This is a genomic window from SAR202 cluster bacterium (assembly GCA_016872355.1).
In the GTDB taxonomy this organism is placed as follows: Bacteria; Chloroflexota; Dehalococcoidia; order Lucifugimonadales; family VGZY01; genus VGZY01.
The window spans coordinates 33,703-55,506 of the sequence record VGZY01000007.1; the positions used below are offsets into that span (position 1 = coordinate 33,703).

Annotated in this window: 27 protein-coding genes; 12 read left to right on the forward strand and 15 right to left on the reverse strand. The window is 61.6% G+C overall.

Annotation, left to right across the window (positions count from 1 at the left end):
• Positions 1–4 precede the first annotated feature (4 nt).
• Positions 5–622 (forward strand): hypothetical protein, encoded by a 618-nt coding sequence (locus FJ319_03000; GenBank protein MBM3933262.1) that lies wholly within the window; start codon positions 5–7, stop codon positions 620–622.
• On the opposite strand, the gene FJ319_03005 is transcribed toward FJ319_03000, so the two are convergent.
• Positions 612–1,667 (reverse strand): site-specific DNA-methyltransferase, encoded by a 1,056-nt coding sequence (locus tag FJ319_03005; GenBank protein ID MBM3933263.1) that lies wholly within the window; start codon positions 1,665–1,667, stop codon positions 612–614. The genes FJ319_03000 and FJ319_03005 overlap by 11 nt on opposite strands.
• Before the next feature lie 235 nt (positions 1,668–1,902).
• Here FJ319_03005 and FJ319_03010 point away from each other — a divergent pair, with 235 nt between their 5' ends.
• Positions 1,903–2,139 (forward strand): hypothetical protein, encoded by a 237-nt coding sequence (locus FJ319_03010; protein ID MBM3933264.1) that lies wholly within the window; start codon positions 1,903–1,905, stop codon positions 2,137–2,139.
• A 15-nt stretch (positions 2,140–2,154) separates the two neighbouring features.
• Here the strand turns inward: FJ319_03010 and FJ319_03015 are convergent, their stop codons facing one another.
• The 8 genes from FJ319_03015 to FJ319_03050 all read right to left on the reverse strand — a co-directional run bounded on the left by FJ319_03015 (position 2,155) and on the right by FJ319_03050 (position 7,292).
• A complete protein-coding gene (locus FJ319_03015; protein MBM3933265.1) occupies positions 2,155–2,379 on the reverse strand; it encodes a hypothetical protein in 225 nt (74 codons plus the stop codon).
• 29 nt (positions 2,380–2,408) lie between these two features.
• Positions 2,409–2,618, reverse strand: coding sequence for a hypothetical protein (locus FJ319_03020; GenBank protein MBM3933266.1), 210 nt, complete (start codon positions 2,616–2,618; stop codon positions 2,409–2,411).
• A gap of 92 nt (positions 2,619–2,710) precedes the next feature.
• Entirely contained in the window at positions 2,711–3,001 is a 291-nt protein-coding gene (locus FJ319_03025) for an ATP-binding cassette domain-containing protein (GenBank protein ID MBM3933267.1), read from the reverse strand.
• Complete coding sequence (locus FJ319_03030) at positions 2,998–3,282, reverse strand: PLDc_N domain-containing protein (protein MBM3933268.1); 285 nt, start codon at positions 3,280–3,282, stop codon at positions 2,998–3,000. The genes FJ319_03025 and FJ319_03030 overlap by 4 nt, the downstream gene beginning before the upstream one ends.
• Positions 3,283–3,342: 60 nt before the next feature.
• Positions 3,343–3,573 (reverse strand): preprotein translocase subunit SecG, encoded by a 231-nt coding sequence (gene secG / locus FJ319_03035; protein ID MBM3933269.1) that lies wholly within the window; start codon positions 3,571–3,573, stop codon positions 3,343–3,345.
• 124 nt (positions 3,574–3,697) lie between these two features.
• The gene (locus FJ319_03040; GenBank protein ID MBM3933270.1) at positions 3,698–5,068 is read right to left on the reverse strand and encodes a YvcK family protein; all 1,371 of its coding nucleotides are present in this window, start codon (positions 5,066–5,068) and stop codon (positions 3,698–3,700) included.
• A 6-nt stretch (positions 5,069–5,074) separates the two neighbouring features.
• Positions 5,075–6,562, reverse strand: coding sequence for an Asp-tRNA(Asn)/Glu-tRNA(Gln) amidotransferase subunit GatB (gatB, locus tag FJ319_03045; protein MBM3933271.1), 1,488 nt, complete (start codon positions 6,560–6,562; stop codon positions 5,075–5,077).
• Positions 6,563–6,620: 58 nt separating this feature from the next.
• The gene (locus FJ319_03050; protein ID MBM3933272.1) at positions 6,621–7,292 is read right to left on the reverse strand and encodes a protein-L-isoaspartate(D-aspartate) O-methyltransferase; all 672 of its coding nucleotides are present in this window, start codon (positions 7,290–7,292) and stop codon (positions 6,621–6,623) included.
• Positions 7,293–7,429: 137 nt separating this feature from the next.
• Here FJ319_03050 and FJ319_03055 point away from each other — a divergent pair, with 137 nt between their 5' ends.
• Together FJ319_03055 and hemC are read left to right on the forward strand one after the other, a co-directional pair.
• Positions 7,430–8,134 (forward strand): bifunctional precorrin-2 dehydrogenase/sirohydrochlorin ferrochelatase, encoded by a 705-nt coding sequence (locus FJ319_03055; GenBank protein MBM3933273.1) that lies wholly within the window; start codon positions 7,430–7,432, stop codon positions 8,132–8,134.
• Entirely contained in the window at positions 8,107–9,045 is a 939-nt protein-coding gene (hemC, locus tag FJ319_03060) for a hydroxymethylbilane synthase (protein ID MBM3933274.1), read from the forward strand. The genes FJ319_03055 and hemC overlap by 28 nt, the downstream gene beginning before the upstream one ends.
• Here hemC and FJ319_03065 read toward each other — a convergent pair.
• Complete coding sequence (locus FJ319_03065; GenBank protein ID MBM3933275.1) at positions 9,042–9,503, reverse strand: hypothetical protein; 462 nt, start codon at positions 9,501–9,503, stop codon at positions 9,042–9,044. The two genes, hemC and FJ319_03065, sit on opposite strands and share 4 nt — an antisense overlap.
• A 133-nt stretch (positions 9,504–9,636) precedes the next feature.
• Here FJ319_03065 and cobA point away from each other — a divergent pair, with 133 nt between their 5' ends.
• Entirely contained in the window at positions 9,637–11,208 is a 1,572-nt protein-coding gene (cobA, locus tag FJ319_03070; protein ID MBM3933276.1) for a uroporphyrinogen-III C-methyltransferase, read from the forward strand.
• Positions 11,201–12,184 (forward strand): porphobilinogen synthase, encoded by a 984-nt coding sequence (gene hemB / locus FJ319_03075; GenBank protein MBM3933277.1) that lies wholly within the window; start codon positions 11,201–11,203, stop codon positions 12,182–12,184. The genes cobA and hemB overlap by 8 nt, the downstream gene beginning before the upstream one ends.
• Here the strand turns inward: hemB and lepB are convergent.
• Positions 12,171–12,638, reverse strand: a complete 468-nt coding sequence (lepB, locus tag FJ319_03080; GenBank protein ID MBM3933278.1) for a signal peptidase I — start codon at positions 12,636–12,638, stop codon at positions 12,171–12,173. The genes hemB and lepB overlap by 14 nt on opposite strands.
• 84 nt (positions 12,639–12,722) lie before the next feature.
• Between lepB and FJ319_03085 the strand changes: the two genes are divergently transcribed.
• The 3 genes from FJ319_03085 (at position 12,723) to FJ319_03095 (ending at position 14,534) form a co-directional block, all read left to right on the forward strand.
• The gene (locus FJ319_03085) at positions 12,723–13,451 is read left to right on the forward strand and encodes an alpha/beta fold hydrolase (GenBank protein ID MBM3933279.1); all 729 of its coding nucleotides are present in this window, start codon (positions 12,723–12,725) and stop codon (positions 13,449–13,451) included.
• A 90-nt stretch (positions 13,452–13,541) separates the two neighbouring features.
• Entirely contained in the window at positions 13,542–14,009 is a 468-nt protein-coding gene (gene sodN, locus FJ319_03090) for a superoxide dismutase, Ni (GenBank protein ID MBM3933280.1), read from the forward strand.
• Between the two features lie 177 nt (positions 14,010–14,186).
• Positions 14,187–14,534, forward strand: a complete 348-nt coding sequence (locus FJ319_03095; protein MBM3933281.1) for a hypothetical protein — start codon at positions 14,187–14,189, stop codon at positions 14,532–14,534.
• Here FJ319_03095 and FJ319_03100 read toward each other — a convergent pair.
• Together FJ319_03100 and FJ319_03105 are read right to left on the reverse strand one after the other, a co-directional pair.
• Positions 14,508–14,879, reverse strand: a complete 372-nt coding sequence (locus FJ319_03100; GenBank protein MBM3933282.1) for a cupin domain-containing protein — start codon at positions 14,877–14,879, stop codon at positions 14,508–14,510. The genes FJ319_03095 and FJ319_03100 overlap by 27 nt on opposite strands.
• A 21-nt stretch (positions 14,880–14,900) precedes the next feature.
• On the reverse strand, positions 14,901–15,836 hold the full coding sequence (locus FJ319_03105; GenBank protein ID MBM3933283.1) for a 2-dehydropantoate 2-reductase: 936 nt from the start codon (positions 15,834–15,836) through the stop codon (positions 14,901–14,903).
• A 393-nt stretch (positions 15,837–16,229) separates the two neighbouring features.
• On the opposite strand from FJ319_03105, the gene FJ319_03110 reads away from it, so the two are divergent.
• Complete coding sequence (locus FJ319_03110) at positions 16,230–17,501, forward strand: hypothetical protein (protein ID MBM3933284.1); 1,272 nt, start codon at positions 16,230–16,232, stop codon at positions 17,499–17,501.
• Here FJ319_03110 and FJ319_03115 read toward each other — a convergent pair.
• On the reverse strand, positions 17,491–17,796 hold the full coding sequence (locus FJ319_03115) for a cupin domain-containing protein (GenBank protein MBM3933285.1): 306 nt from the start codon (positions 17,794–17,796) through the stop codon (positions 17,491–17,493). The genes FJ319_03110 and FJ319_03115 overlap by 11 nt on opposite strands.
• 37 nt (positions 17,797–17,833) lie before the next feature.
• Entirely contained in the window at positions 17,834–18,520 is a 687-nt protein-coding gene (locus tag FJ319_03120) for a JAB domain-containing protein (protein ID MBM3933286.1), read from the reverse strand.
• A 309-nt stretch (positions 18,521–18,829) separates the two neighbouring features.
• Here FJ319_03120 and FJ319_03125 point away from each other — a divergent pair, with 309 nt between their 5' ends.
• A complete protein-coding gene (locus tag FJ319_03125) occupies positions 18,830–20,581 on the forward strand; it encodes a hypothetical protein (protein ID MBM3933287.1) in 1,752 nt (583 codons plus the stop codon).
• Positions 20,582–20,691: 110 nt separating this feature from the next.
• The gene (menC, locus tag FJ319_03130) at positions 20,692–21,801 is read left to right on the forward strand and encodes an o-succinylbenzoate synthase (GenBank protein ID MBM3933288.1); all 1,110 of its coding nucleotides are present in this window, start codon (positions 20,692–20,694) and stop codon (positions 21,799–21,801) included.
• The last annotated feature ends 3 nt before the right edge of the window (positions 21,802–21,804 follow it).

Sequence of the window (21,804 nt, forward strand, 5' to 3'; positions counted from 1 at the left end):
TGTCATGGCAGTCCTGAAAAACAAGGTAATATCTTCCGGCTTCAACCACGACATCCCTCTGCCCTACCAGCTACGGCTAGAAGACTTCCAGATCGCGATGCAGGATATTTACGACTTTTTCTACGACGTTAACTCAGAACTGCTCGCAAAGGGCCTGCAGCGTCTGGACGATATGCTGCGGCCAGCCAACCTTTCCGGCCTGATTTCTGACATGCTTACGGCTAGCCTGGCGAAGCATTCCCGGACGCTAACCCGGAACAGGTTCTTCAACGGCCACCCGGACCTTATCGTCCAGGGCGTGTACCCGGGCAATAGCGTCAAAGCGGGCAAAGAGGGTATCGAAATCAAGTCGACCCGAAAGTCCGGAGGCGCCGTGGATACTCACGGCGCGAGAGAACAGTGGATGTGCGTGTTCGTGTACGCCGTGGACAACGATACTGAGCCCGCAACCGCGAGGTCACCGCTCACGTTCCTCGAGATTTACGTGGGTAAGGTGACCATAGAAGATTTCCGCAAGAACGCTCGAGGCGAACTCGGCACGCGTACTGCAACCCTTCACAAGGATGGAATCAAGAAGCTTCGGGAGGGTTGGCTTTACAAGGTGCCAGCGCTCAAGGTTTGAACTCGGCCAACTTCGGAATCGCCTTACAGGCCAAATCGAAGTAATGTGGGTCCTTCTCAATGCCGATACTCGCATAACCTACTGCTTCAGCAGCGGCGAGCGTCGAACCAGATCCGGAAAAAGGGTCGACGATTACTCCCCTGCCAAGGGGAAGCGCGGACCTCACTACCTGCCGGAGGAAAGCCTGAGGTTTGAGACTGGGGTGTGGCGCAATCGCTCTTTCTCGCTTTCTGGTGGGTGCAGACGCAATGACGTCACCGAAAGGCCGATCGGCAGACGGCCGCCTCAGCCCACCCGTGCCCCATTTGCGAAGATTGTCTTGAACACGTCCTTCGATAGGTTTGCGGAACACTAACCACGGCTCCCACATCGACCTTGGCATCACGCTAACCCCGCTAAACTCCTCATGGGCGTGCTTCGGCCTGTCACCGCCTCGCATCGTCATTGTCAGCCGCACAATTTCGCCGCGCCGCTCCAGTCCCGCCCTGTACAGGGCAGAGGCAACGATAAAGGAAAGCAGCGGATTAGAAGCAACGAAAACGTGGGCCCCCGGAACCAGCTTGGGCAAAAGCAGGCGACCCCATACGAAGAAATAAGAGTGGAGTTGTTCGAGTTGTTCTGCGGTAAGCGTGGTAAATCTCGGCAGTGGCGAGCGGACATGTCCATCAAACGACGGGGGAATTCGCCAAACCCCTCCTCGCCCCGCTCGAAGCTTCTGTTGCTGCTCAGGGGCGTACTCGTGAAGCCCGTACGGCGGATCGGTGACCACCGCCTGAAGGCTATTGGCACTTTGCCTTTCAATCCAATCAATGCAGTCAGTCTGGATGAGAGTCGCTCTACCGTATCGAAAAGTCCTCTCTTCCGGGACGGCTACAGCCATCTCCCGTTGTATCCCAGATGTGGGCTCAGTATTGAGCCTGTAGACCCCGCGGGACTCTCGAACGAATGTCGCCGGAGTGTTTAGTCTGAGATACGAACGAATCGACGAAGACGGCGTGGGTCCGGCAATCTCCTCCACCCTTGTCTCGATCTCTTTGATGGTCATTGGACGCGCCGTCAGCGACATTGCAGTCACAACAGCATCCCTAACGTGACCAGGCGAATATCTATGCGCAATGTTCTCCATGGCGTGCAATATTAGACGTCCAGACGTCAAAAGTCAATCGCACGAGAACACCTAACGCCTAGTCCCCTGCTACCGCGACATCCCGCGCCACGTCGGTTACGATGGAGGTGGGGTACCGCAACGCAATCTCAGGGAGGGGACGATGACAACCATGATGCGGACGTGCGAGGTTTGCGGGAACGAGTACGATAAGATCTTCAGGATAGTGACGGCCGACGGCAAGGCGCACACGTTCGATAGCTTTGAGTGCGCCATCCACGCTGTTGCCCCGGTTTGCAAGCACTGCGGCTGCAAGATCGTCGGCCACGGCGTTGAGGCGGAAGGCGCCATTTTCTGCTGCGCAAGCTGCGCGAGGATGGTAGGAGTGGTTGGGGTGGGCGACCGCGCCTGACCGGCGGAGAGACCGCTAGCGCTGCCGCTTCTTCAGTCGGTTGTGGATCAGCGATCCTACGACTATCGCAATCAGCGCAATCACACCGCGTATGACCAGGTCTTGCCCTCTCGTCACGTCCATTGAATCGGCGTAGGCCAGGTACGGGACCAGCAGCGCCCCGCCGACGACAAGGGCCACTATCAACCCGGTCAGCCAGGTGCGCAGGCCGGCGTTATCAGGACGCGTGTCTTTCTCCATAGTGCCCTCCTCCTCTCACGTACCTGCAGTCAGAGGCTCTGCCGCCTGAACGACAGCCACGACGCCCACACGCACGCGACGACCATCAAAACAGAAACGGCCAGCGGCCCGGCCAGCCCAGTCGCCCCCTGCCCCAGCGCAAGCGCCTTGCCTGCGGTGAACATGCCTGACGGGGTGAACGGCGTGATGTCCGGGAAGATTGAGAATACAGTGTTCAGGACCCATGCGCCAAGCCCCACACCCGCGGGATGTCTTTGCTCAGTGATATTGTCAGTAGGTAACTGCTCAGTGAATATGTCAGTCCATGAGAGGACTACATTTGACCGAGCAGTTACCTACTGACAATATCACTGAGCAAAGACAGCTGGTCCAGATAGGCTATGCGCCTCCTGACCTCGTTACCTGCCCGCTCGATGTCATAGCCCAGCACTTCTCCTGTCCCGGCGGTCGGGCTGTCCAGGCCGGCAAGGAGCCGTATCGTCGTTGTCTTCCCCGCGCCGTTCGGCCCGAGGAAGCCGAAGATGACCCCGGGCTGGACGGCAAGATCTAACCCGTCCAGCGCCGTCACTTCTCCGAACCGGCGCGTGAGTCCACGGCAGACTACCGCTGCCCTGTCGCTCATGCCTCCTCCCGCCCGAACACCAGGTATGCGACAGGGCCTATCAGGTTGACCACCACAATGATTACGCCCCAGAGGACCTTGTTCCCGCCTTTCACCCTTCGCTCAGGTTTCAACAGGTCCTTCAGGGCAAAGGCCAGCAGCGTTACCTGGATGATCAAGACGGAGATCAGCAGCGGGAGGATCTCGGAGAAATCCATACGGCCTCCAGGACCTCGATGAGATTGTAGCTTGACTATCTCACAAACCGGCATTGCTGCACCAGACCGCTGTTCTACGAACAAAAAGAAAAGGCCCCGGCTTTTTGGCCGGGACCTGCAATTGAAATCCGTGTTTGCCGGGTGCTAGAACACCTTCACGCTGGCTATAGAAGTTGCGACGAAGGCGATCACAAGCACAATTGTGAAGTTGAACATCGTCTTCTCGATGCCGCGCCTGGTGCGGTACGAACCGTCGCCGCCTCCGAAAAGGCCGCCCCCCTGGCCTCGCACCTGCAACAGCACCACGGCAATTAGCACCAGCGCCAGCAGGATCTGAAGCACCAGGATGATCGTTCTCGTTAATTCGCTATCCATATCAACCCCATTCCAGGATCGCGCAGGGGCATCTCAAGATGGCGCGCCGGCGCGGCAAAGGGAAATTCGCTGAGATATTATCAGGCCAATGCGGGGGAAAATGCAATCGAAAGCAGGTGACCGGCTATCGCTTCGCCTCGGCGAGCTCGCGCGTTTTGGCTGCTGCGGCTTGTGCGGCCGCGCGGGTAGATACGACGTCGATGTGTTTCCCCGTGTACACGTCCATGATCGCCTGCGCCAGCTTGGTGGAGTCGTGGCGCACCGGGTGGGTGGCATCCACCAGGTCGCTTGCCACCACGCGGACGTGCTTCAGAGAGCGTCCATCGTTCGTCACGGGCTGGCCGAGGAATTGCTGGCCAAGCTCTACCTGCCGGTTATTGGCGATAACGAAATCGACGACCGCAGGGAAGGTGTGCGCCTGCAGCGCCTCCACATGGTCCGCGACCGAGTAGCCGAATGTCTCGCCCTTTTGAGTTGCTACGTTGCAAACGTAGACCTTCTTGGCGCGGGAGTGCTGTATCGCTCTGCAGATTTCCGGGACGAGGAGGTTGGGCAGAATGCTGGTGTACAGGCTGCCGGGCCCCACCACGATAAGCTGCGCCTCTTCGATCGCCCTCAGCGCCTCCAGGTGCGGCTCAGGGTTCTGCGGGTTGATCATGATACGCTCGATCGCGCCGTCGCTGGAGCCTATCTTCGATTCGCCGTGCAGGATGGATCCGTCCCGCATGCGGGCGGAAAGGCTCAGGTTCGCCATCGTGGCCGGCATAATCTTGCCGCGAACGGCCAGCACGCGACTGGACTCTATCAGCGCCTGTTCAAAGCTGCCGGTAATATTCGTCATCGCCGCAATGAACAGGTTGCCGAAGCTGTGACCCTCAAGCCCCTGGCCCTGCGAGAAGCGGTACTGGAACAGCTCCCGGAGCAGCGTCTCATCGTCGGAGAGGGCCACCAGGCAGTTGCGGAAATCGCCCGGAGGCAGCACGCCCAGCTCGCGACGCAGCCGCCCTGAAGAGCCTCCGTCGTCCGCCACAGTCACAATCGCCGAAATATTCTCCGAATATGCTTTGAGACCGCGGAGCAGTACCGATAGGCCAGTCCCGCCGCCGATCGCGGCGATTCTCGCACCGCGCCCGCGGAAACGGCGCGTGTACAGGGTGTCTGTCAGTACCTCAATGCTTTTGGAAGCGAAAAGGAGCGGCCCCGCGGACCAGTAAAGCCCGTAAAGGGCGGCGAGCACGAGCACCACGCCGAGGAGGCCGACGACCATCCCTTCGGAGTACCAGGGGAGTACGTCCGGCAGTCGTATGGCCAGCACGTTCTTCAAGACCACAGCGAGCCCGACGGAGCACACGGCGACGCCGATACTGCCGATGAGCAGCCATCGCTTTACGCCCAGGCCTACGTACAGGAACTTCATGAGCGCAGACTTACCGGCGCCTCGAGATGAGCCGCCCTTGCTGTGTCCGTTAGTCCCGCCGTTTAGATAGCCTTCCATACTCACCTACTTCAGGGCGTCCAGCTTGTCCTTGAGCACCGTAGTAACAACCTGAGGGTTGGCCTTACCCTTCGTGACCTTCATCACCTGCCCGACGAGGAAGCGGATGGCCGTATCCTTCCCCTTGCGATAGTCCTCGACTGCTTTCGCGTTCGCGGCAATCGCCTCGTCGGCCGCCTTCGATACCGCGCCGGCGTCGGTGATCTGCACCATGCCGGACGCCTCTGCGATCTGCTTCGGCGATTTGCCGGAGTTGAACATCTCCTCGAACACAGTCTTCGCCATGCTGGTGTTCAGCGTACCGGCCTCGATCATGTCCAGGAGATCGATAACATGCTCCGGCCCGATCTTTATCGAGCCGATGTCCTGTCCCGTTGCGTTCAGGAGCCTTGTCAGCTCACCCAGCATCCAGTTGCTGACCGCCTTGGCGGTCTGGCGGTAGGCCTCTCCGGTCAAAGGCCGTACCTTGAGCACTGTCTCAAAATAGTCCGCGGTCGGCCGCGATACCGTCAGGAGCCTCGCATCGTACGCAGAAAGACCGTACTGCGACTCGAAACGCTCCTGCTTCGCCTGCGGCAGCTCCGGCAGAGTAGCCTTCACACGGTCTACCCACGCGGCCTCTATGAACAGGGGAGGCAGGTCCGGCTCCGGGAAGTAGCGGTAGTCGTGAGCGGCCTCTTTTGACCGCTGGGACACCGTTATCCCCTTGTCGTCAACCCACCCGCGCGTCTCCTGGGCAATCCGCTCGCCCGCCCACGCCAGTTTCATCTGCCGTTCAGCCTCGTACCCCAGCGCGTTGAACACGGAGCGGAAGCTGTTCATATTCTTGACTTCGACCTTGTTGCCGAACTTCGGCGAGCCCTTCGGCCTGATGCTTATGTTCGCATCGCACCGGAAGCTGCCTTCCTCCATGTTGCCTGTGCTGACGCCGATGTACCTGAGAATCGTGTGGAGGGTCGTCAGGTAGGCCTTGGCCTCTTCTGCCGTCCTCATGTCCGGCTCACTGACTATCTCCATCAGCGGCACGCCGGACCGGTTGATGTCCATCAGGCTGTAGCCTTCGCCGTCGGCCCCGCCCTGGTGCATCAGCTTCGCCACGTCCTCTTCCAGGTGGACGCGCGTGACGCCGATTCTCTTATCCTGCCCTCCAGCCTCTACAGTCAGGTTGCCGCCCAGTGCGATCGGCAGGTCGTACTGAGAAATCTGGTACCCCTTCATCAGGTCCGGGTACGGGTAATTCTTCCTGTCAAACTTCGTGTACCTACTGATACTGCAGTTGAGGGCCAGCCCCGTGGCTATCACCAGCTCAACAGCTTTCTCGTTGATGACCGGCAGCACGCCGGGCATCCCCATGCAGACCGGGCACACCCTTGTGTTCGGCGGCGCATCCTGGTAGTCGGAAGCGCAGGAACAGAACATTTTGCTCTTTGTAAGTAGCTGGCTGTGTACTTCCAGCCCAATAACCAGCTCGTAATCCGTAGCTGTCACCATCATCATTTACCACTTCAAATAGAATTTCTAGGCCCTTGGCACTAGTCGTTTTGATGGAACGTCAGGATTCCTGCGCGCTGCCCTCGTCCGGCCATGCGTCCTTGCCAATCAACGGCACGAACCTGCATTCTCCAAGCCCCACGACCGAATATGCTTCTCGTGACCTTGTTACCTTCATCAGCTCCTGGGACTTCGACGAGCCGACAGGCATCACAAGCCGACCGCCGACGGCAAGCTGGTCCATGAGCCCTCGCATCAGCTTCGGCGCACCCGCCGCGACCACAATGCAGTCATACGGCGCGTCCTCAGACCGTCCCACAATTTCGCCTGCCGGCTCGACGCGGACGCTGGAGTAACCCAGCCGGGCAAGCGTGGCGCGGGCTGTCTCGGCCAGCGCCGGGACCCTCTCGACTGTGATGACCTCTCCTGCCAGCTCAGCCAGCAGAGAGGCCTGATACCCACTGCCTGTGCCCACCTCGAGCACCCGGTCGGTGCGTCGCACTTCAAGCGCCTGGAGCATGATCGCCACCATGTACGGTTGCGAGATCGTTTGCCCGTAGCCGATCGGAAGGGGGGAATCTTCGTACGCCATGTGCCGGTATTCCTCCGGCACGAAAAACTCCCTGGGAACCCGGGTCATAGCCTCGATCACCCTCTTGTCCGCGATGGCCCTGTCCAGGGCCTCAAGCAAGAGCTTGCGGGCGTCTTCCACGGGATACCCCCCTTTTGCCATCCACCACTATAACACAGTAGCTATACGACTACAACGCGTTTTGGGTTATTATGTTAAATATACGTGCCCGTTTCGTTGACTGTAGATATGGGCGCTGTTAACCTTGAATCCATCGTAACGCAATCTGAGGTCGCCGAATGCCCGCATACTATCCCGTATACCTGGACGTAAGAGACCGTCGTTGCGTCGTATTCGGGGGAGGGCACGTAGGAGAGGACAAGGTCCTCAAGCTGCTCGAGTATGGCGCACAGGTGGACGTAATCTCCCAGGAGGTAACCACCCCTGTCGCCGAGCGCGTGGACGGCAAGCGCCTCCGGTGGATAGAGCGCAAGTACCGGCCCGGCGACCTTGAAGGCGCGTTGATTGCGATCGTCGCAGATACAAGGGACAATGCGATGAACGCCGCGGTGAGCGAAGAAGCAAAGCAGCGCAACGTCCCCCTCAACGTCGCGGACGTTACCCACCTGTGCACCTGGATAGCCCCGGCCGTCGTCAAGCGCGGCGAGGTCATTGTTGCCGTCTCCACGGGCGGCGCGAGCCCGGCGCTGGCACGAAAGTTCAGGGAAGAGCTCACCGGCGTGAGCAGGCTCAAAACTGCCCGCCACATTATGGACCTCGCGGACCTTGCGCCGCTCCTGGCTGACGCCCGGTCGGAGCTGGCGCGCAAGGGCATCAAGCTCCTGACGGACCACTGGCAGGCGTGCCTCACGGACAACCTTATCGAAATGGTCCAGTCCGGCCGGTACGCCGAGGCGCGCGCCATCCTCATGGAGAAGCTCTTGCAGGGCGCTGTGTGCGACTGCACGGAGAACAAATGCAAGATGTGGGAAGCCCTCAAATGAGCTCCAGGACCACCATAAGGGTCGGGGCGCGTCCCAGTCCCCTCTCGCTGGCCCAGACGGAAGAGGTGCTGGCCCTGCTTCGCGCCGCTTACCCCGATTGCGAGTTCGTCGTCGTCCCAATCTCCACTCAGGGCGACCGCGAGAAGGACGCCCCCCTACTCAGCCTCGGCCGCGGCATGTTCGTGAAAGACATTGAGCGCGCCCTCGAGGCCCGCGAGATAGACGTCGCAGTCCACAGCGCCAAGGACCTGGCGCCGGAAATCCCTGCGGGCATGGGCGTCACGTCCGTGGGCAAGCGTGGCGACCCGAGGGACGTGCTGATCAACAAGTGGCGTCTCAAACTCCTGGAACTCCCGCCGGGCGCCCGTATAGGGACCAGCAGCCCGCGACGGATGGCCCAGATTCGTATCAAGAGGCCGGACCTGACCCTGCTCGAAATCAGGGGCAACGTTGGCACGCGCATAGAGAAGTCCGGGGGGGATGACTACGACGGAGTCGTGCTCGCTGCAGCAGGGCTAGCGCGACTGGGAAGAAACTCCGAGATCACGGAGTATTTCGAAGCGGACTTCTTCACGCCTGACTCGGGCCAGGGCATCCTGGCCGCCGAGGCGCGGGCAGACGACACGGCGATTCTGGACATGCTGAACAAGGTCCAGCACGGCCCCACGGCAAACGCGTTTGCAGCGGAGCGAAGCTTCCTGGGCGCCCTCGGCGGAGGCTGCAAGGTCCCCGTTGCCGCTCACGCCCGCCAGGAAGGCTCAATGGTCCACATATCCGCCATGGCAGCCCTGCCAGACGGCTCGCGCATCTTCCGCGCGCGTATCCGCTGGAGCGCCCGGGATGCCGCCAACGGCGGCCGTCGCATCGCCGAAGACCTCCTGAACAACGGCGCAAAAGAGATCCTCTCCTAAGCCGCGCCCGTCTTCACCCCCCTGTCTATCTCCACACGGCCGCTCCTTGAAGTCACGCAGCTACCGTCCGGTATGTAGAGTGTCCACTGCGGGTGCCTTTCCAATAGCGTAAAAGCCGTGACCCAGACTCCGCCGGACGGCGCGATAACCAGCTCCGGCAGCCTGCCCTGCACCTCCACTCCCTCTACCTTCAGCCCCACGAGCGACCCTATGCCGTTCCGTATTCGCTGTTCGCCGCTCGCGCTGCTGAAGGCTATTGTCCTTCCCTCCTCAACCCGCCATTCGCCCTCCAGCATCGCCGTGCCGTCGCCCTTCGATACGCCGGGCTTCCGCGACCGGGGCCGGCCAAACTCAAGTATTATTGCCGTTCCGAGACCGCGCCAGGCGTGTAGCACAGGCCTGCCCACCATACCTGCGGCGAGGGAATGAAACTCATCGATCGGCTTCAGCCTGCCCATTGCGCCCTCCTGATTTCAATGACGCTTGTAGCACATGCGTACTACCATCGCATGTTCCTTGAGCTAACTCAGGCATGGTGCGGGCTGGTATCATATCCCCATGACCGAAAGCCATCTGAGCGGCCCCCCTTTAATGCCGTACCCTGAACCCCGTACCCCGTACCCCGCCAGGCCCGCGCGTGGCGTGGTTGTGCTCGTCGGCGCCGGCCCGGGCGACCCGGGTCTCATCACCGTTCGGGGCATGGAGTGGCTGGCGCGCGCGGATGTGGTTGTGTATGACAGGCTGGTGGACGAGCGGCTGATAGCCAGGGCGCGGCCCGGCGCAGAGCTGATAGACGTCGGTAAGGCGCCGGGCGACAAGAAGAACCGGCAACCGGACATCAATGAGCTTCTCATCGGCCACGTCAGAGAAGGCAAGACCGTGGTGCGTCTCAAGGGCGGCGACCCGTTCGTCTTCGGGCGTGGCGGCGAGGAGGTGCTCGCGCTCGTTGAGGCTGGCCTGCCGTTCGAGGTGGTGCCCGGGATAACCTCCGCCATCGCCGCGCCGGCGTACGCCGGTATACCTGTCACGCACCGCGGGATATCCACATCCGTGACCATCGTGACAGGCAGCGAAGCGCCTGGCAAGGACGACCCCTCCGTTGACTGGAAGCGCGTCCTCCAGCCCAAGGGCACTGCAGTTATCCTCATGGGCTGGGAGAACCTCAAGCAGATCACTACCGGGCTCATTGCGTCAGGCACCCCACCGGAAACGCCGATAGCACTGGTTTACTGGGGCACCGAGCCTTACCAGAAGGCCGTGTCGGGGACGCTGGCTGATATCATCGAAATCGCAACGGCCGCGGGCATATCCAACCCCGTCGTCGCCATCGTCGGCGAAGTCGTGAAGCTTCGGGAGCGGCTCCGGTGGTTTGATAACCGCCCGCTGTTCGGCAAGCGCGTGCTTGTGACGCGCACCCGCTCGCAGGCCAGCGTGCTTTCCGATCTACTCTCCCGGGAAGGCGCTCAGCCCATCGAGATACCGACAATCGAGATACAACCCGTCGAGGACTTCTGCGAGGTGGATGGTGAGCTTGCCGGACTGGCGGGCTACAATTGGGTGGTCTTCACCAGCGTGAACGCCATCGACATCGTATTCGAACGGCTCAGCGCAGGAGGCCGGGACGCCAGGGCGTTCGGCCCGGCGAAGATAGCGGCTATCGGATCATCCTCGGCAGATGCCCTCCGCGCGAAGGGCATCGTAGCCGACGCCGTGGCGGACGATGCGGCGTCCGAGGGTATTGTCGGCACACTGGTCGCGATGGGCATTGCCGGGGCGAAGATTCTATTTCCCAGGGCGGAAAAGAGCCGTGATATCATATCCCGCGGGCTCACATCCGCAGGCGCCTCCGTCAAGGAGGTGGTCATTTATAGAAACGTGCGTCCGGCAGACGCCGCCGAGCGGCTTAACAGGGCCATGGAGGCCCCGCTGGACGTTGTGACTTTCGCAAGCTCCTCGTCGGTCCGAAACCTCGTCGACCTGCTGGGTGGGGACATTACGAAGCTGGGAGCGCCGCTCGTGGCCTGTATTGGGCCCGTTACCGCGGCCGCCGCCCGCGACCTTGGGCTCAGGGTTGACATCGTCGGCAAGGACCAGACAATTCGAGGGTTGGTCGATGCTATCAGACAGCATTTCGTCGAGGCGGAGGCCGCTAGAAATGGCTAGCTTTCCGAAACTGCGGCAGCGCAGGCTCCGCAAAAACCAGGCTATCCGGACCCTTGTCCAGGAGACCCGCCTTTCGGTGGGCGACCTCATTAACCCTATGTTCGTGACGCACGGCCGCGACGTGCGAGCGGATATCAAGCCCATGCCCGGCGTGCAGCAACTATCGCTGGACCACCTCATCCGGGAGTGCGAATCGGTTGCCGAGATGGGGATTCCCGGCGTGCTCCTCTTCGGCATACCCAAGAGCAAGGACGCCGAGGGCACGGAAGCCTACGACTCCGCGGGAATCATCCAGGAGGCGATTCGCGTCATCAAGCAGACGGTGCCGCATCTCCTGGTCATCACAGATGTATGCCTCTGCGAATACACAAGCCACGGCCACTGCGGCGTCCTCTTCGAGAGTGGCGACGTGGATAACGACCGGACGCTCCAGCTCCTGGCCAGGACGGCGGTGCGCCAGGCCGAGGCGGGCGCCGACATTGTCGCCCCCTCGGCGATGATGGACGGGCAGGTCGGCGCCATCCGCGAGGCGCTGGACTCGGCAGGCTTCGGCCACACGCCCATCATGGCCTACTCCGCCAAATACGCCTCCGGCTTCTACGGCCCCTTCCGCACCGCCGCGGGCTCCACGCCGCAGTTCGGCGACAGGCGCGGCTACCAGATGGACCCGCCGAACGTGCGCGAGGCGATGCGCGAAATTGACCAGGACCTGGCAGAGGGTGCGGACATGGTCATGGTGAAGCCTGCTCTGGCATACCTGGACGTCATTGCGAAGGCCAAGCAGACCTTCAACGCACCCATTGCCGCGTACAACGTGAGCGGCGAATACGCCATGGTCAAGGCCGCCGCCGCCAACGGGTGGGTGGACGGTCAACGCGTCACTACGGAGATCCTCACTGCAATCAAGCGCGCCGGCGCGGACATGATCATCACCTACCACGCCAAGGAAATTGCCCAGTGGATCAAGGCCGGCTAGCTGGCGACGCTCCTGCGCCGGAACGCGGCTTTCCCGCCCATAACCTCCACCTGACCCGACCCAGCACATCCGCGACGTGGACCGGGCCGTAGTCCCGGCTGTCAGTGCTCTGGAGCCGGTTGTCCCCCATGAGAAAGACTTCACCCGCGCCCAGCCGCAGGCGCAGCCCGCCTTCCCCCAGGTAAGGTGGACCTCCCCTCAGGTACGGCTCCGGCAGCGCCGCTCCGTTTACCAGCAGCTCGCCGTCCACAAGCGCAATCTCCTCCCCCGATAGGCCTATCACGCGCTTGAGAGTCCTCCTGGTCCGTTCCCGAGGGTCCAGCGCCGCTACGATGTCGCCGCGCTTCAGGCGCGCGCCCGGACGCAGGGAACGCACGATGAGCACATCGCCCTCGCGGAGCGATGGCCGCATGCTGTGCCCGCGCACAACGTAGATTTCAAGAGGCATTCTCATAGGCCGTGACCCGTTGACAACACAGGCAGTTCCAAATACGGTTGAAAGGCGCACTGCTGGACTTCGAAGCACGGAGATCCCGAATTGACGACCGGCCACCAGGCAGATACCACCGTCCGTCACAGCACTGTAACCCTCGCCGGAAGGCCCGTGCGCTACTCACAGGCCGGCGAGGGCCTCGCCGAGGCGGTCATTTTCATCCACGGCGGCGCGAGCACACGGCGCGATTGGGAGGAGACCCTGTCGGCCATGGCCGCCTCGTACAGCGTATACGCCCCGGACCTGATCGGCTACGGGGAGAGCGACAAGTCTCTCCCCAGGTACTCCCTTCCGCACTTCACGGACTGCATTCGCGACTTCATGGCGGCGCTCGGCATACGCAAGGCCCACTTCGTCGGCCACTCTCTCGGCGGACGCGTCTGCCTTGAAATGGCGTCGCAGTTCCCAGAGGCCGTCGCCAGCCTGACCCTGGTGGCCCCGATGGGCCTTGGCAGGCTTACCGTCCTCGGCCAGGCGCTCGTGGGTGCAGTGTGGGTGAAGCTCAACGTCCTCAGGAGCCCGCTGCCCTACCCCAGACTCGATATCCGCCTCTCCGACCCGGCGGTCGCCTCTTTCGGAAGCATCGCCGTGCCGGCGCTCGTTGTGTGGGGCAAGCGCGACATGTACTTTCCCCACCGCTACGGGAGAACGATAGCCGCAACGCTAAGGAACGCCTCTTTCGAGCTCTTCGAAGAGTGCGGCCACGCCCCCCACCGCGAGTCGCCGCAGCGATTTCAGGCACTTCTCACCCAGTTCCTGAACGGCGGCCGGTAGGCGCCCCTATCAGCCGCACATTGCCATCATATCTATGGTACTGTAACCTTTAGTTGACCAATTTTGAAAGCAACCAGGGAGGAGACCAACATGCGAATCGGAGCTGCAATCAGGCGAGTCCTGCCGGTGCGGGAAGGCCACGCGCACTGCGATATCCCTTGCGGTATATACGACCCCATCGTCGCCAAGATAGCTGCGCAGACCGTCCACAAGATGGCGATGCGGATCAAGGCGCTCTCTTCGCCCACGGGCGACGCGGCGCAGGCGTATACGATGACCAGGCTTATCGCCGTCAAGGAGCATCACGCCGAGATCTGCAAGCGCGAGGTGGACATCCTCTGGCACGACTACTTCAAGCCCGAGCACCTGACGAAGTACCCGGACCTGCACACGCTGGTGTGGGAGACGACCAAGCTCGCCTCCGCAAACAAGCAGAACGTGGACCCGGACTCCGCCCAGAAGCTCGTTGAGAAGGTGGACAAGATCGCTGAGATCTTCTGGGCCACCAAGGGCGTGACCTACAGCGACCCCAACGCGACGGTCCGCTTCGGAAAGTAGTCCCAGGGGACTATAGACTTTGGCGAAAGGCAGTGAAGGCGTTCAAAACGAACGCCTTCACTGTTTTCTATACGTAGACGAAACGCCGATTGCGAAATCCGCCATACGTTGCGAATAATGGATTCAGGAGAGGTAAACCGACTAGGGAATTCGATTTAGCCCAACGGGAGGTGCGTCGTGAAAGTCCTGATCACCTGCGACGCGCTCGACCTCATAAAGCGGCGTGGCGGCTACGCGCAGGTGCACTTCAGGCCGCCCGCCGGCTCTTCCGGCTATGAGCTAGAGGTGGTTGCCCGTCGCCGCCCCTTTTCCATGGCCATCTACGCCACACCGCTGTTCGATGTGGTCATTCAGATCCCACCCGAGCTTGAGCGCTGGTCTCATACGCTGGGCATCAAGGCCGCCCCCGCATGGCCGCTCCCGGTCCTTGACGCAGAAATGGGAGCGCCGTGGGGCCGGCTGCACACGGCGCAGTGTTCCCACCATCCGCGCCGAAATCTACTTCTTGACCTCTTTCCACTCTGACGTGACCTTCTTCGTCTCCGGCTTGTACTCCTCGCGCGGCGGCGAGAAGATATCAAGCGCCACGGCCTTCATCGAGTACCCCTTGACGCCGTGCGGCACCCCGCCCGGGATGACGTAGCAGTCCCCAGGCTTCATGTGCCTGACCTCATCCCCGATGGTCATCTCGAACTCGCCCTCCATCACAATGCCCGCCTGCTCGTGCGGGTGCGTGTGGATAGGGATAACGGAATGGGGGTCCGTCTCAAGCAGGCTCATCATTATCTTGTCGCCCCACATCGTGCGCAGCGTCGCGCCCTTTATGAGCTCGCGCTTCGGGACAGCGGACGACTTGTAGAAATACGGCATTGCGCCACCTCGAATGTTGGATTACTTGTTCCGCGCGGCCATCGCGCGTTTGTGTTGGGGCAGCAGGCAAGCGAGGATGAACTCGTTGCCAAGCGCCGGCACCCTCATCTCGTGGGCTATGCGGGCCACGGCGCCATTCAGCACCTCGACCTCCATCGGGTTGTCGCGGATGAGGTCCGTGTACATGGATGAGGTGTTCTTCCCGCCGGTCGCGATCCACTTCGCGATGATGCCCTCGACGTAGCCCGGCTCCATCTCCACGCCCTTCGCCTTCGCAGCGGCAACCGCCTCCCGCATCACCTCGCGCATAACGTCCAGCGTCCTGGGCTCCGCGAGTATGTCTTTCAGCGGCGACCGCGTGATGCATGTCATGCCGCTGAGACCGCAGATGTAGATGAGCTTCTTCCAGAGCTCGAACATGATGTTGGGAGAGAGGGTGACGTTTATCTTCGCGGCCGCGAGAGCCTCATTGACGGTCGTAGCCCGCGGAGACAGGCTGCCGTCCTCCTCGCCGAATATGATATTGCAATTGCCGCCCTCTTCGATGATAAAACCGGCGTCCTTGCGGCTGGCGTCGACGTACGTCACGCCGAGCAACACCTTCCCCTTCCCGAATGCCTTGCCCAGCGCATCGCCGCTGCCGATGCCGTTCTGGAGCGTGAGAATCGAGGTGCCTTCGCCCACCGCGGGCCTCATGATGTCGATTGCCACTGGGTTGTCGTACCCCTTCACGGTGAAGAGGACCAGGTCCGCCTTCCACGAGCCGTCCGGCCTCTCGAATGCCTCCGGCCTGATAGTGAAGTCGCCGGCGGTGACACTCTCCACCTTCAGCCCGCGCTCCCTGATCGCCTTCAGGTGCTCCCCGCGCGCGACAAAGCGCACGTCGTTTCCCGCCCTGTGCAGCACCGCGCCGAAGTAGCCGCCGACCGCACCCGAGCCCATGACTAGGATCTTCATATCGCCTCTTCACGTATTAATCTGTGAAACGAAGTCGTGGACTTACATCGGTCAGTATCATAGCCTGTGCCGAGGCATGAGGCAAACCTGATGAGCGGTCGGCTGTTAACCGATTGGTCATACCACAGACGATGGAACCTTTTTGACTGATAAAACGTCTTACTATTATCCGCGCAGCCCGGAAACACACACACCTTGCCTAAGATAACGCTTGCTCTCGTTACATTGCTGGCGCTCTTCTTAACCCTGGGCTGCGCGGCTTCCCCCGCCGCCGCACCTTCGGATATCCCGGAAAGAACGGACACCCCGTAAAGCAAGATCGACTGCTCCGACGCGTTGAACTACCTGGAATGCGGCGGCCCTCCAACTGAGCATGTTGTCCCGGCCTCAATCATGGCAACAATCCCTGTTTACCCCAACGCAGTCGAAGAGAGCCTGACCGCGCCACTTTACTGGCCTGTAACCTCTACGCCATCAGACATCTGCAGCGGTACCGACTGCCCGACCATCCAGGGGGCCCACAGGTATTTCTCCACAGAAAGCTACGCGCCCAATGTGCACGCGTGGTACCGGGAGCGGATGGCAGAGGCGGGCTATCTAAGCAAGGGCGGATCGTCCGGCCGCACCCCGTACGGAGAATTCGAGTCTGCCCGGTTCTTCAAGACGGATAAGCCTGATACAACCGTCCAGGTAAGCACGCTGATTTCCAGCATCTCCTCACGACGGTTACCTCTGACTATTGCCATATCCGTTGAAAGAGACATATTCCGCCCGAGGCCCACGGACTCATACCTTCCGTCCAATATTAACTCGATCGGTATCGATTACGTCTCTTGGGACGGCGTGCGAAGATCGGCCGAGGTGACCGACCGTGAGACCGCCGATGATATGGCGCGCATATTCAACCGGATGCCTCCGAGGCCGACGGACCAGACCTACTTTTGCCGCCCGGGTGCGGGGATACTTGAACTGGGAACAACAACCACTGAGATCAGGGACCAGCACCCAACGATACGGCTCCAGTTGCGGACTTCCCAGGGATCGCAAGAAGTGCGCATCATCCACGGCTGTCCCTTCCGGGTAGAGTTCGGAGCGCATCCCGACTTGCAAGATACTCGCAACCTGCTATGGGAGGCCGTGGAGGTAGCCCTGGGGGTGCGAGTCAAGGAAAATATATCTATATCCGCACCACCGGCCTACCCTACTCCACCGCCTGCTCCGATACCTACCGTGAACCCCATGTCCATGCTAACCCCTGAGTGGAACATGGCCGCTTATTACGCGTGGCCGGACAAATACAAATTTATGGTGGGAGAAGATCTGGCAGTCAGGTTTGCCTATCCTGAATCTCCCGAGCTCTGGGCAGGGTTCGCCTTCGTTACGCACGTTCCGAGCGGCTCCGGCCTTACCTTGCGCAGGACCTTCGGCAGCCCCGAGCCTGAACGGGACATCCCTCAGGAGCCGCCATTTATAGAGCGTTCTAGCGGCAACCTCATCATCCTGGGTGTGGATGTGAGCGTGATGCGCCATTACACTACGCGGGGTGGCAAGGCGAGGCTGGACGCGCTCCTTGAGGATGAAGAGTCGATGAGGCAAATCTTGCATCGCGGCGGAGATATATGGGGCTGGAGCGTCTCAGAGCAGCCTGCCCAGTCTACTCCTTGAGCTCCACCAGGATGTTCTTGTAGCGCTTCTTGGAGTTGTTGACCAGGCGGTGGGGCTGATTGTCATCCAGAAACTCCGCCTCGCCTATTTCCGGCTCGAAGTCCAGGACGGCGCCGTCCTCGTACTCGGCGGTGATGCCGCCGTCCTCGATGGTCACGGTTACATAGTCGCGCGCGTGCTTGTGCCACGGGCTGGCCTCTCCCGGCTCAACCGTGAGCTGCCAGATACGGACCTTATCGTTCTCGAACAGCACCTCGGATGCAATCGGCCCCAGCTTCTTGAGTCCCCGCACCATAAGCCACCTCCCACTGAGTAATTCCATGATCTTCGGCCTAAGGCTTCGGCGTGAATCCCAGCCCCTTCTCCTTGAGGCTGACGAAGCTCTGGCCGCCGATGATGATATGGTCGAGCACCTCAATGTCCATCATCTGCGCGGCTGTTGTGAGCTTCCTTGTGACCAGTATATCCTCGGGGCTCGGCGAGGGGTCGCCCGAGGGGTAGTTGTGCACGATGATGATCGAAGGGCAGTTCTCGCGGATGGCGGGACGCATCACCTCGGCGACCCGGAGCACGGCCATGTTCACGTTCCCCTTGTAGACCTCCACGAAGCCCTTCACCTCGGCCCTCGTGGTCAGGAGCATGACCCTGAGGTGCTCCTGTTCAAAGAACCTCATCTCCGCGGAGAGGAGGTTCGAAACGTCCTGCGGCGAGCGGATGATTTTCCTGTCCTCGGGGCTTAGCGCCACCACGCGTTTTCCTAGCTCGAACGCCACGAGCAGCTGGCACGCCTTCGCCTCACTGATCCCCTTCCTGCGGCAAAGCTCGCCGTACGTGACGCGCGCCAGCCCGCCGAGTCCCCCATGCTCCGCAATCAGGTTCCCGGCCATGTTGAGCACGCTCTCCCCTTCCACGCCCGTTCGCAGAAGTATTGCGATAAGCTCCGAGTTGCTCAGCGCTCCCGGCCCGGCGGTCATAAGCCGATCGCGCGGCCTGTCGGCATGCGCCATGTCGCGAATCATGGTAACGGGGGAATACGCGCCGGTAGTGATATCTTCGACCATCCTCTTAACCTCAGAGGGTCGTCCGGCAGGTACGCCGAAGCGGCCATTATTGTCAATCGGGCTCGGCGGGTAGTTTACTCGACCGGCGCGGCTTCGTCCACAGCCACCACGGGGCGTGCTTGACACCCCATACCAACCTCATAGAATGGACGAAGCCAGCGCAGGCGAGCGAGCAGTCAGACAAGGACATGCGAAAACAGGGCTCGGCTGTTCAGCCTTGCCCACTGCTCACTGCCCACTGCTCACTGCTGTCCCCGGGAGCTCCACTTGCAGCGAATAACCAGCGCGGCGCGCAGCCACTGGCCCGCCGTTGTCCCAATCATCGTCCTCTTCACGCTCGCGATGCTCCTATTCCCTTCTGCGGGGCGCGACGACGGCTTCATCACCTTCTGGCCGGCGCACACGCTCAAGGATGACGGCGAGATCGTCAACCTGAACGGCGACAGGCTGGAGCAGTCCTCAAGCATCCTGCATGTCGTCGTCCTGGCCGCCGCGTCCCTCGTCGCCCCCGGCAAGGCGGTGCCGAGCGTCGCGCCCGTCGTATCCCTGATCGCCGGCGCGCTGGCCCTGCTGTACGCCTACGCGCTTGCCCTGCGGTACGTCAACCGGTGGCTGGCCCTCGCGGCCGGCCTGATCGCAGCCACCACCGCGTTCTTCGCCTACTGGTCCACGGGCGGGCTGGAGACCACGCTCGCCGCGGTCATTTTCACCGCGCTCGTATACCACTGTGTCCGCTACCTGGACGCCCCTCAAAAGGGCGGGGTCCCAATTGGCGTGATCGTCTTCATGCCTCTGTTTGTCGCCGTCAGGCCGGAAACAGTGTTCGTCATCGGCGGCGTCATAGCCGTCGCGTTCAGCTACTTTGCATGGAAGTCGCTCACCCTGACCGGCCCGCAGGTGCCGTTCTACGCGCAGACCCGCGACCGCCTCATGCATATCGGCATCGCGGCCGCGATCAGCGGCCTGGTCCTGGCGGTGTTCCGGTACGCATACTTCAACGGCGACCTCCTGCCGCAGCCGGTCAACGGCAAGATATCCGGCAGCCCACTCGACTACATGGTGGACGGGCTTGCCTACGCCGCGTCGTCGCTCGTTCCGCCTCCCCTTTCCCTCATGCCCTTCGCCGCCATCTGGGCAGGCATAGATATCTTCATCCGCGCCCGCAGGGAAGATGCGCCGTACGTCGGCGGCCTGTTCATCGTGACGTTCGTGCCGGCGTACCTCGGGTTTATCGTATTCTCCGGGGGAGACTGGATGGAGGGCGCGCGCTTCACCGTGCCGCTATTCCCGCTGATCGCCGTACTCGCGGTGATGCCGCTTCCGCGCATCAAAAACACCGAGATGCGCGTGTACGCCGCCGCAGGGATGGTGGCGCTGCACGTCATGGGCTCTATCTGGTTCGCCAAGTTCGGATCCAGCGCAATGCCGATCTGGGAGGTGGGAAAGCACAACCAGGGGCTCCCCGTGGAGCGCTACTCCTGGTTCTCACAGGCGAACCGCACACAGCTACGCGACATCGCAACGACCGAGGCGATGTACGACACGATGGACGCGGTGCGCGGACACTTCTCGGGGCCTGTCCCAATGATGAGCGGGCAGGCGGGGTTCATTGCGTACCACCTCACGCGGGACTACTACGGCGATGTGGAGTTCATCGACCGCCACGCCCTGGCGACGGCGCATTTCACCTCCTGCGAGGGCACCGCCGACCTGCCCAGGACGAACACCGGCCTTTTCCTGACGTACGCGGCGTACTTCGCCAACGCAGACCTGCTCCAGCGGGAGTGCGGCATCCCCAAGCCGGCGATCATCTTCGAGCTGGATGTCGAAGAGCTGCTCGTTGAGAAAGTTGTGGACGAAGCCGGGTACACCATCGTCTACCGCCAGACGGGGAAGATTTCGTCGGGGTCACAGCTCAACGGCATGGAGGTCATTGCCAACCAGTTCATCGCGGTCCGCGACGACCTGGCGCGGCACATCCCGTGGGAGACCCCGCGCGTGATGGAGTGGCGCCCGTAGAGTCGACCCTCCGGGGTGTTTCGGTTTTTGAGGCGTCTCGGTTTCGGGGCGTCTCGGATGTATAATGCCTGAGGCGTACCTCGCCCCGCCCTTTCTCGCAAGGAGACACAATGCGAATCGATAAGCTGGACGTCTACTACGTTGCGATGCCGCTCATCTACCCCTGGCGCACGGCCTACGGCGCCGACTATGACATCCACTCCGTGCTTGTGAAGGCCACCAGCGGCGACCACGTGGGCTGGGCGGAGTCTACACCCTTCTTCGCTCCTACATACCTGCCGGAGAGCGCGGGCTCGGTCTTCTACAACGTGACCGAGATATTCGGCCCGCACGTCGTTGGGCAGGAGTACGAAAAGGCCAAGGACATCAACGACAGGCTGGCCATCTTCAAGGGCAACAGCTTCGCGAAGGCGGCCATCGAAATCGCGTGGTGGACGCTCCAGGCGTCCATCGAAGGCAAGCCGCTCCACAGGCTTCTGGGCGGCCAGACCCGAGAGGTCGCGGCGGGCGCGGACTTCGGCATTCAGGACTCCATCGACATGCTCCTGGGCAATATCCAGAAGGCCGTGGACACCGGCTTCCCGCGCATCAAGCTCAAAGTGGCGAAAGGCTGGGACCTGGATATGCTCAAGGCTGTGACGAGCACCTTCCCGAAGATGAAATTCCACATAGACTGCAACTCCGGGTACTCGCTCGACGACCTGCCCTTCTTCAAGGCGATCGACAACCTGGGGCTCGTCTTCATCGAGCAGCCGCTGTACTTCGCGGACATCCTCGACCACGCGGAGCTGGCCCGGAAGATCCAGACGCCCGTCTGCCTTGACGAGTCGGCAGTCAGCCCGAAGGTCGTGGAGCAGGCCATCGCTATCGGCGCATGCAAGTACGTGAACATCAAGCCGGGACGCATCGGCGGCTTCTACAACGCGCTCAAAGTGCACAATATGTGCCGCAACGCAGGCATACCGGTGTGGGTGGGCGGCATGCTCGAGAGCGCCCTTGGCGGCGCGCTGTGCGTTGAGCTCGCCACGCTCCCAAACTTCACGTACCCGGGCGACCTCTTCCCCTCGAAGCGGTTCTATACGGACGACCTGTCCAAGCCGGAGAACGAGCTGACGCCGCGCCTGACTTTCAAGCCGTCCACCGGCAAGTTGCCGGAGCCGGACCCCGAGCTCCTCGAACAGCGCACGGTGCGCCAGAAGACCATCACAGCCAAGAAGTAGCAT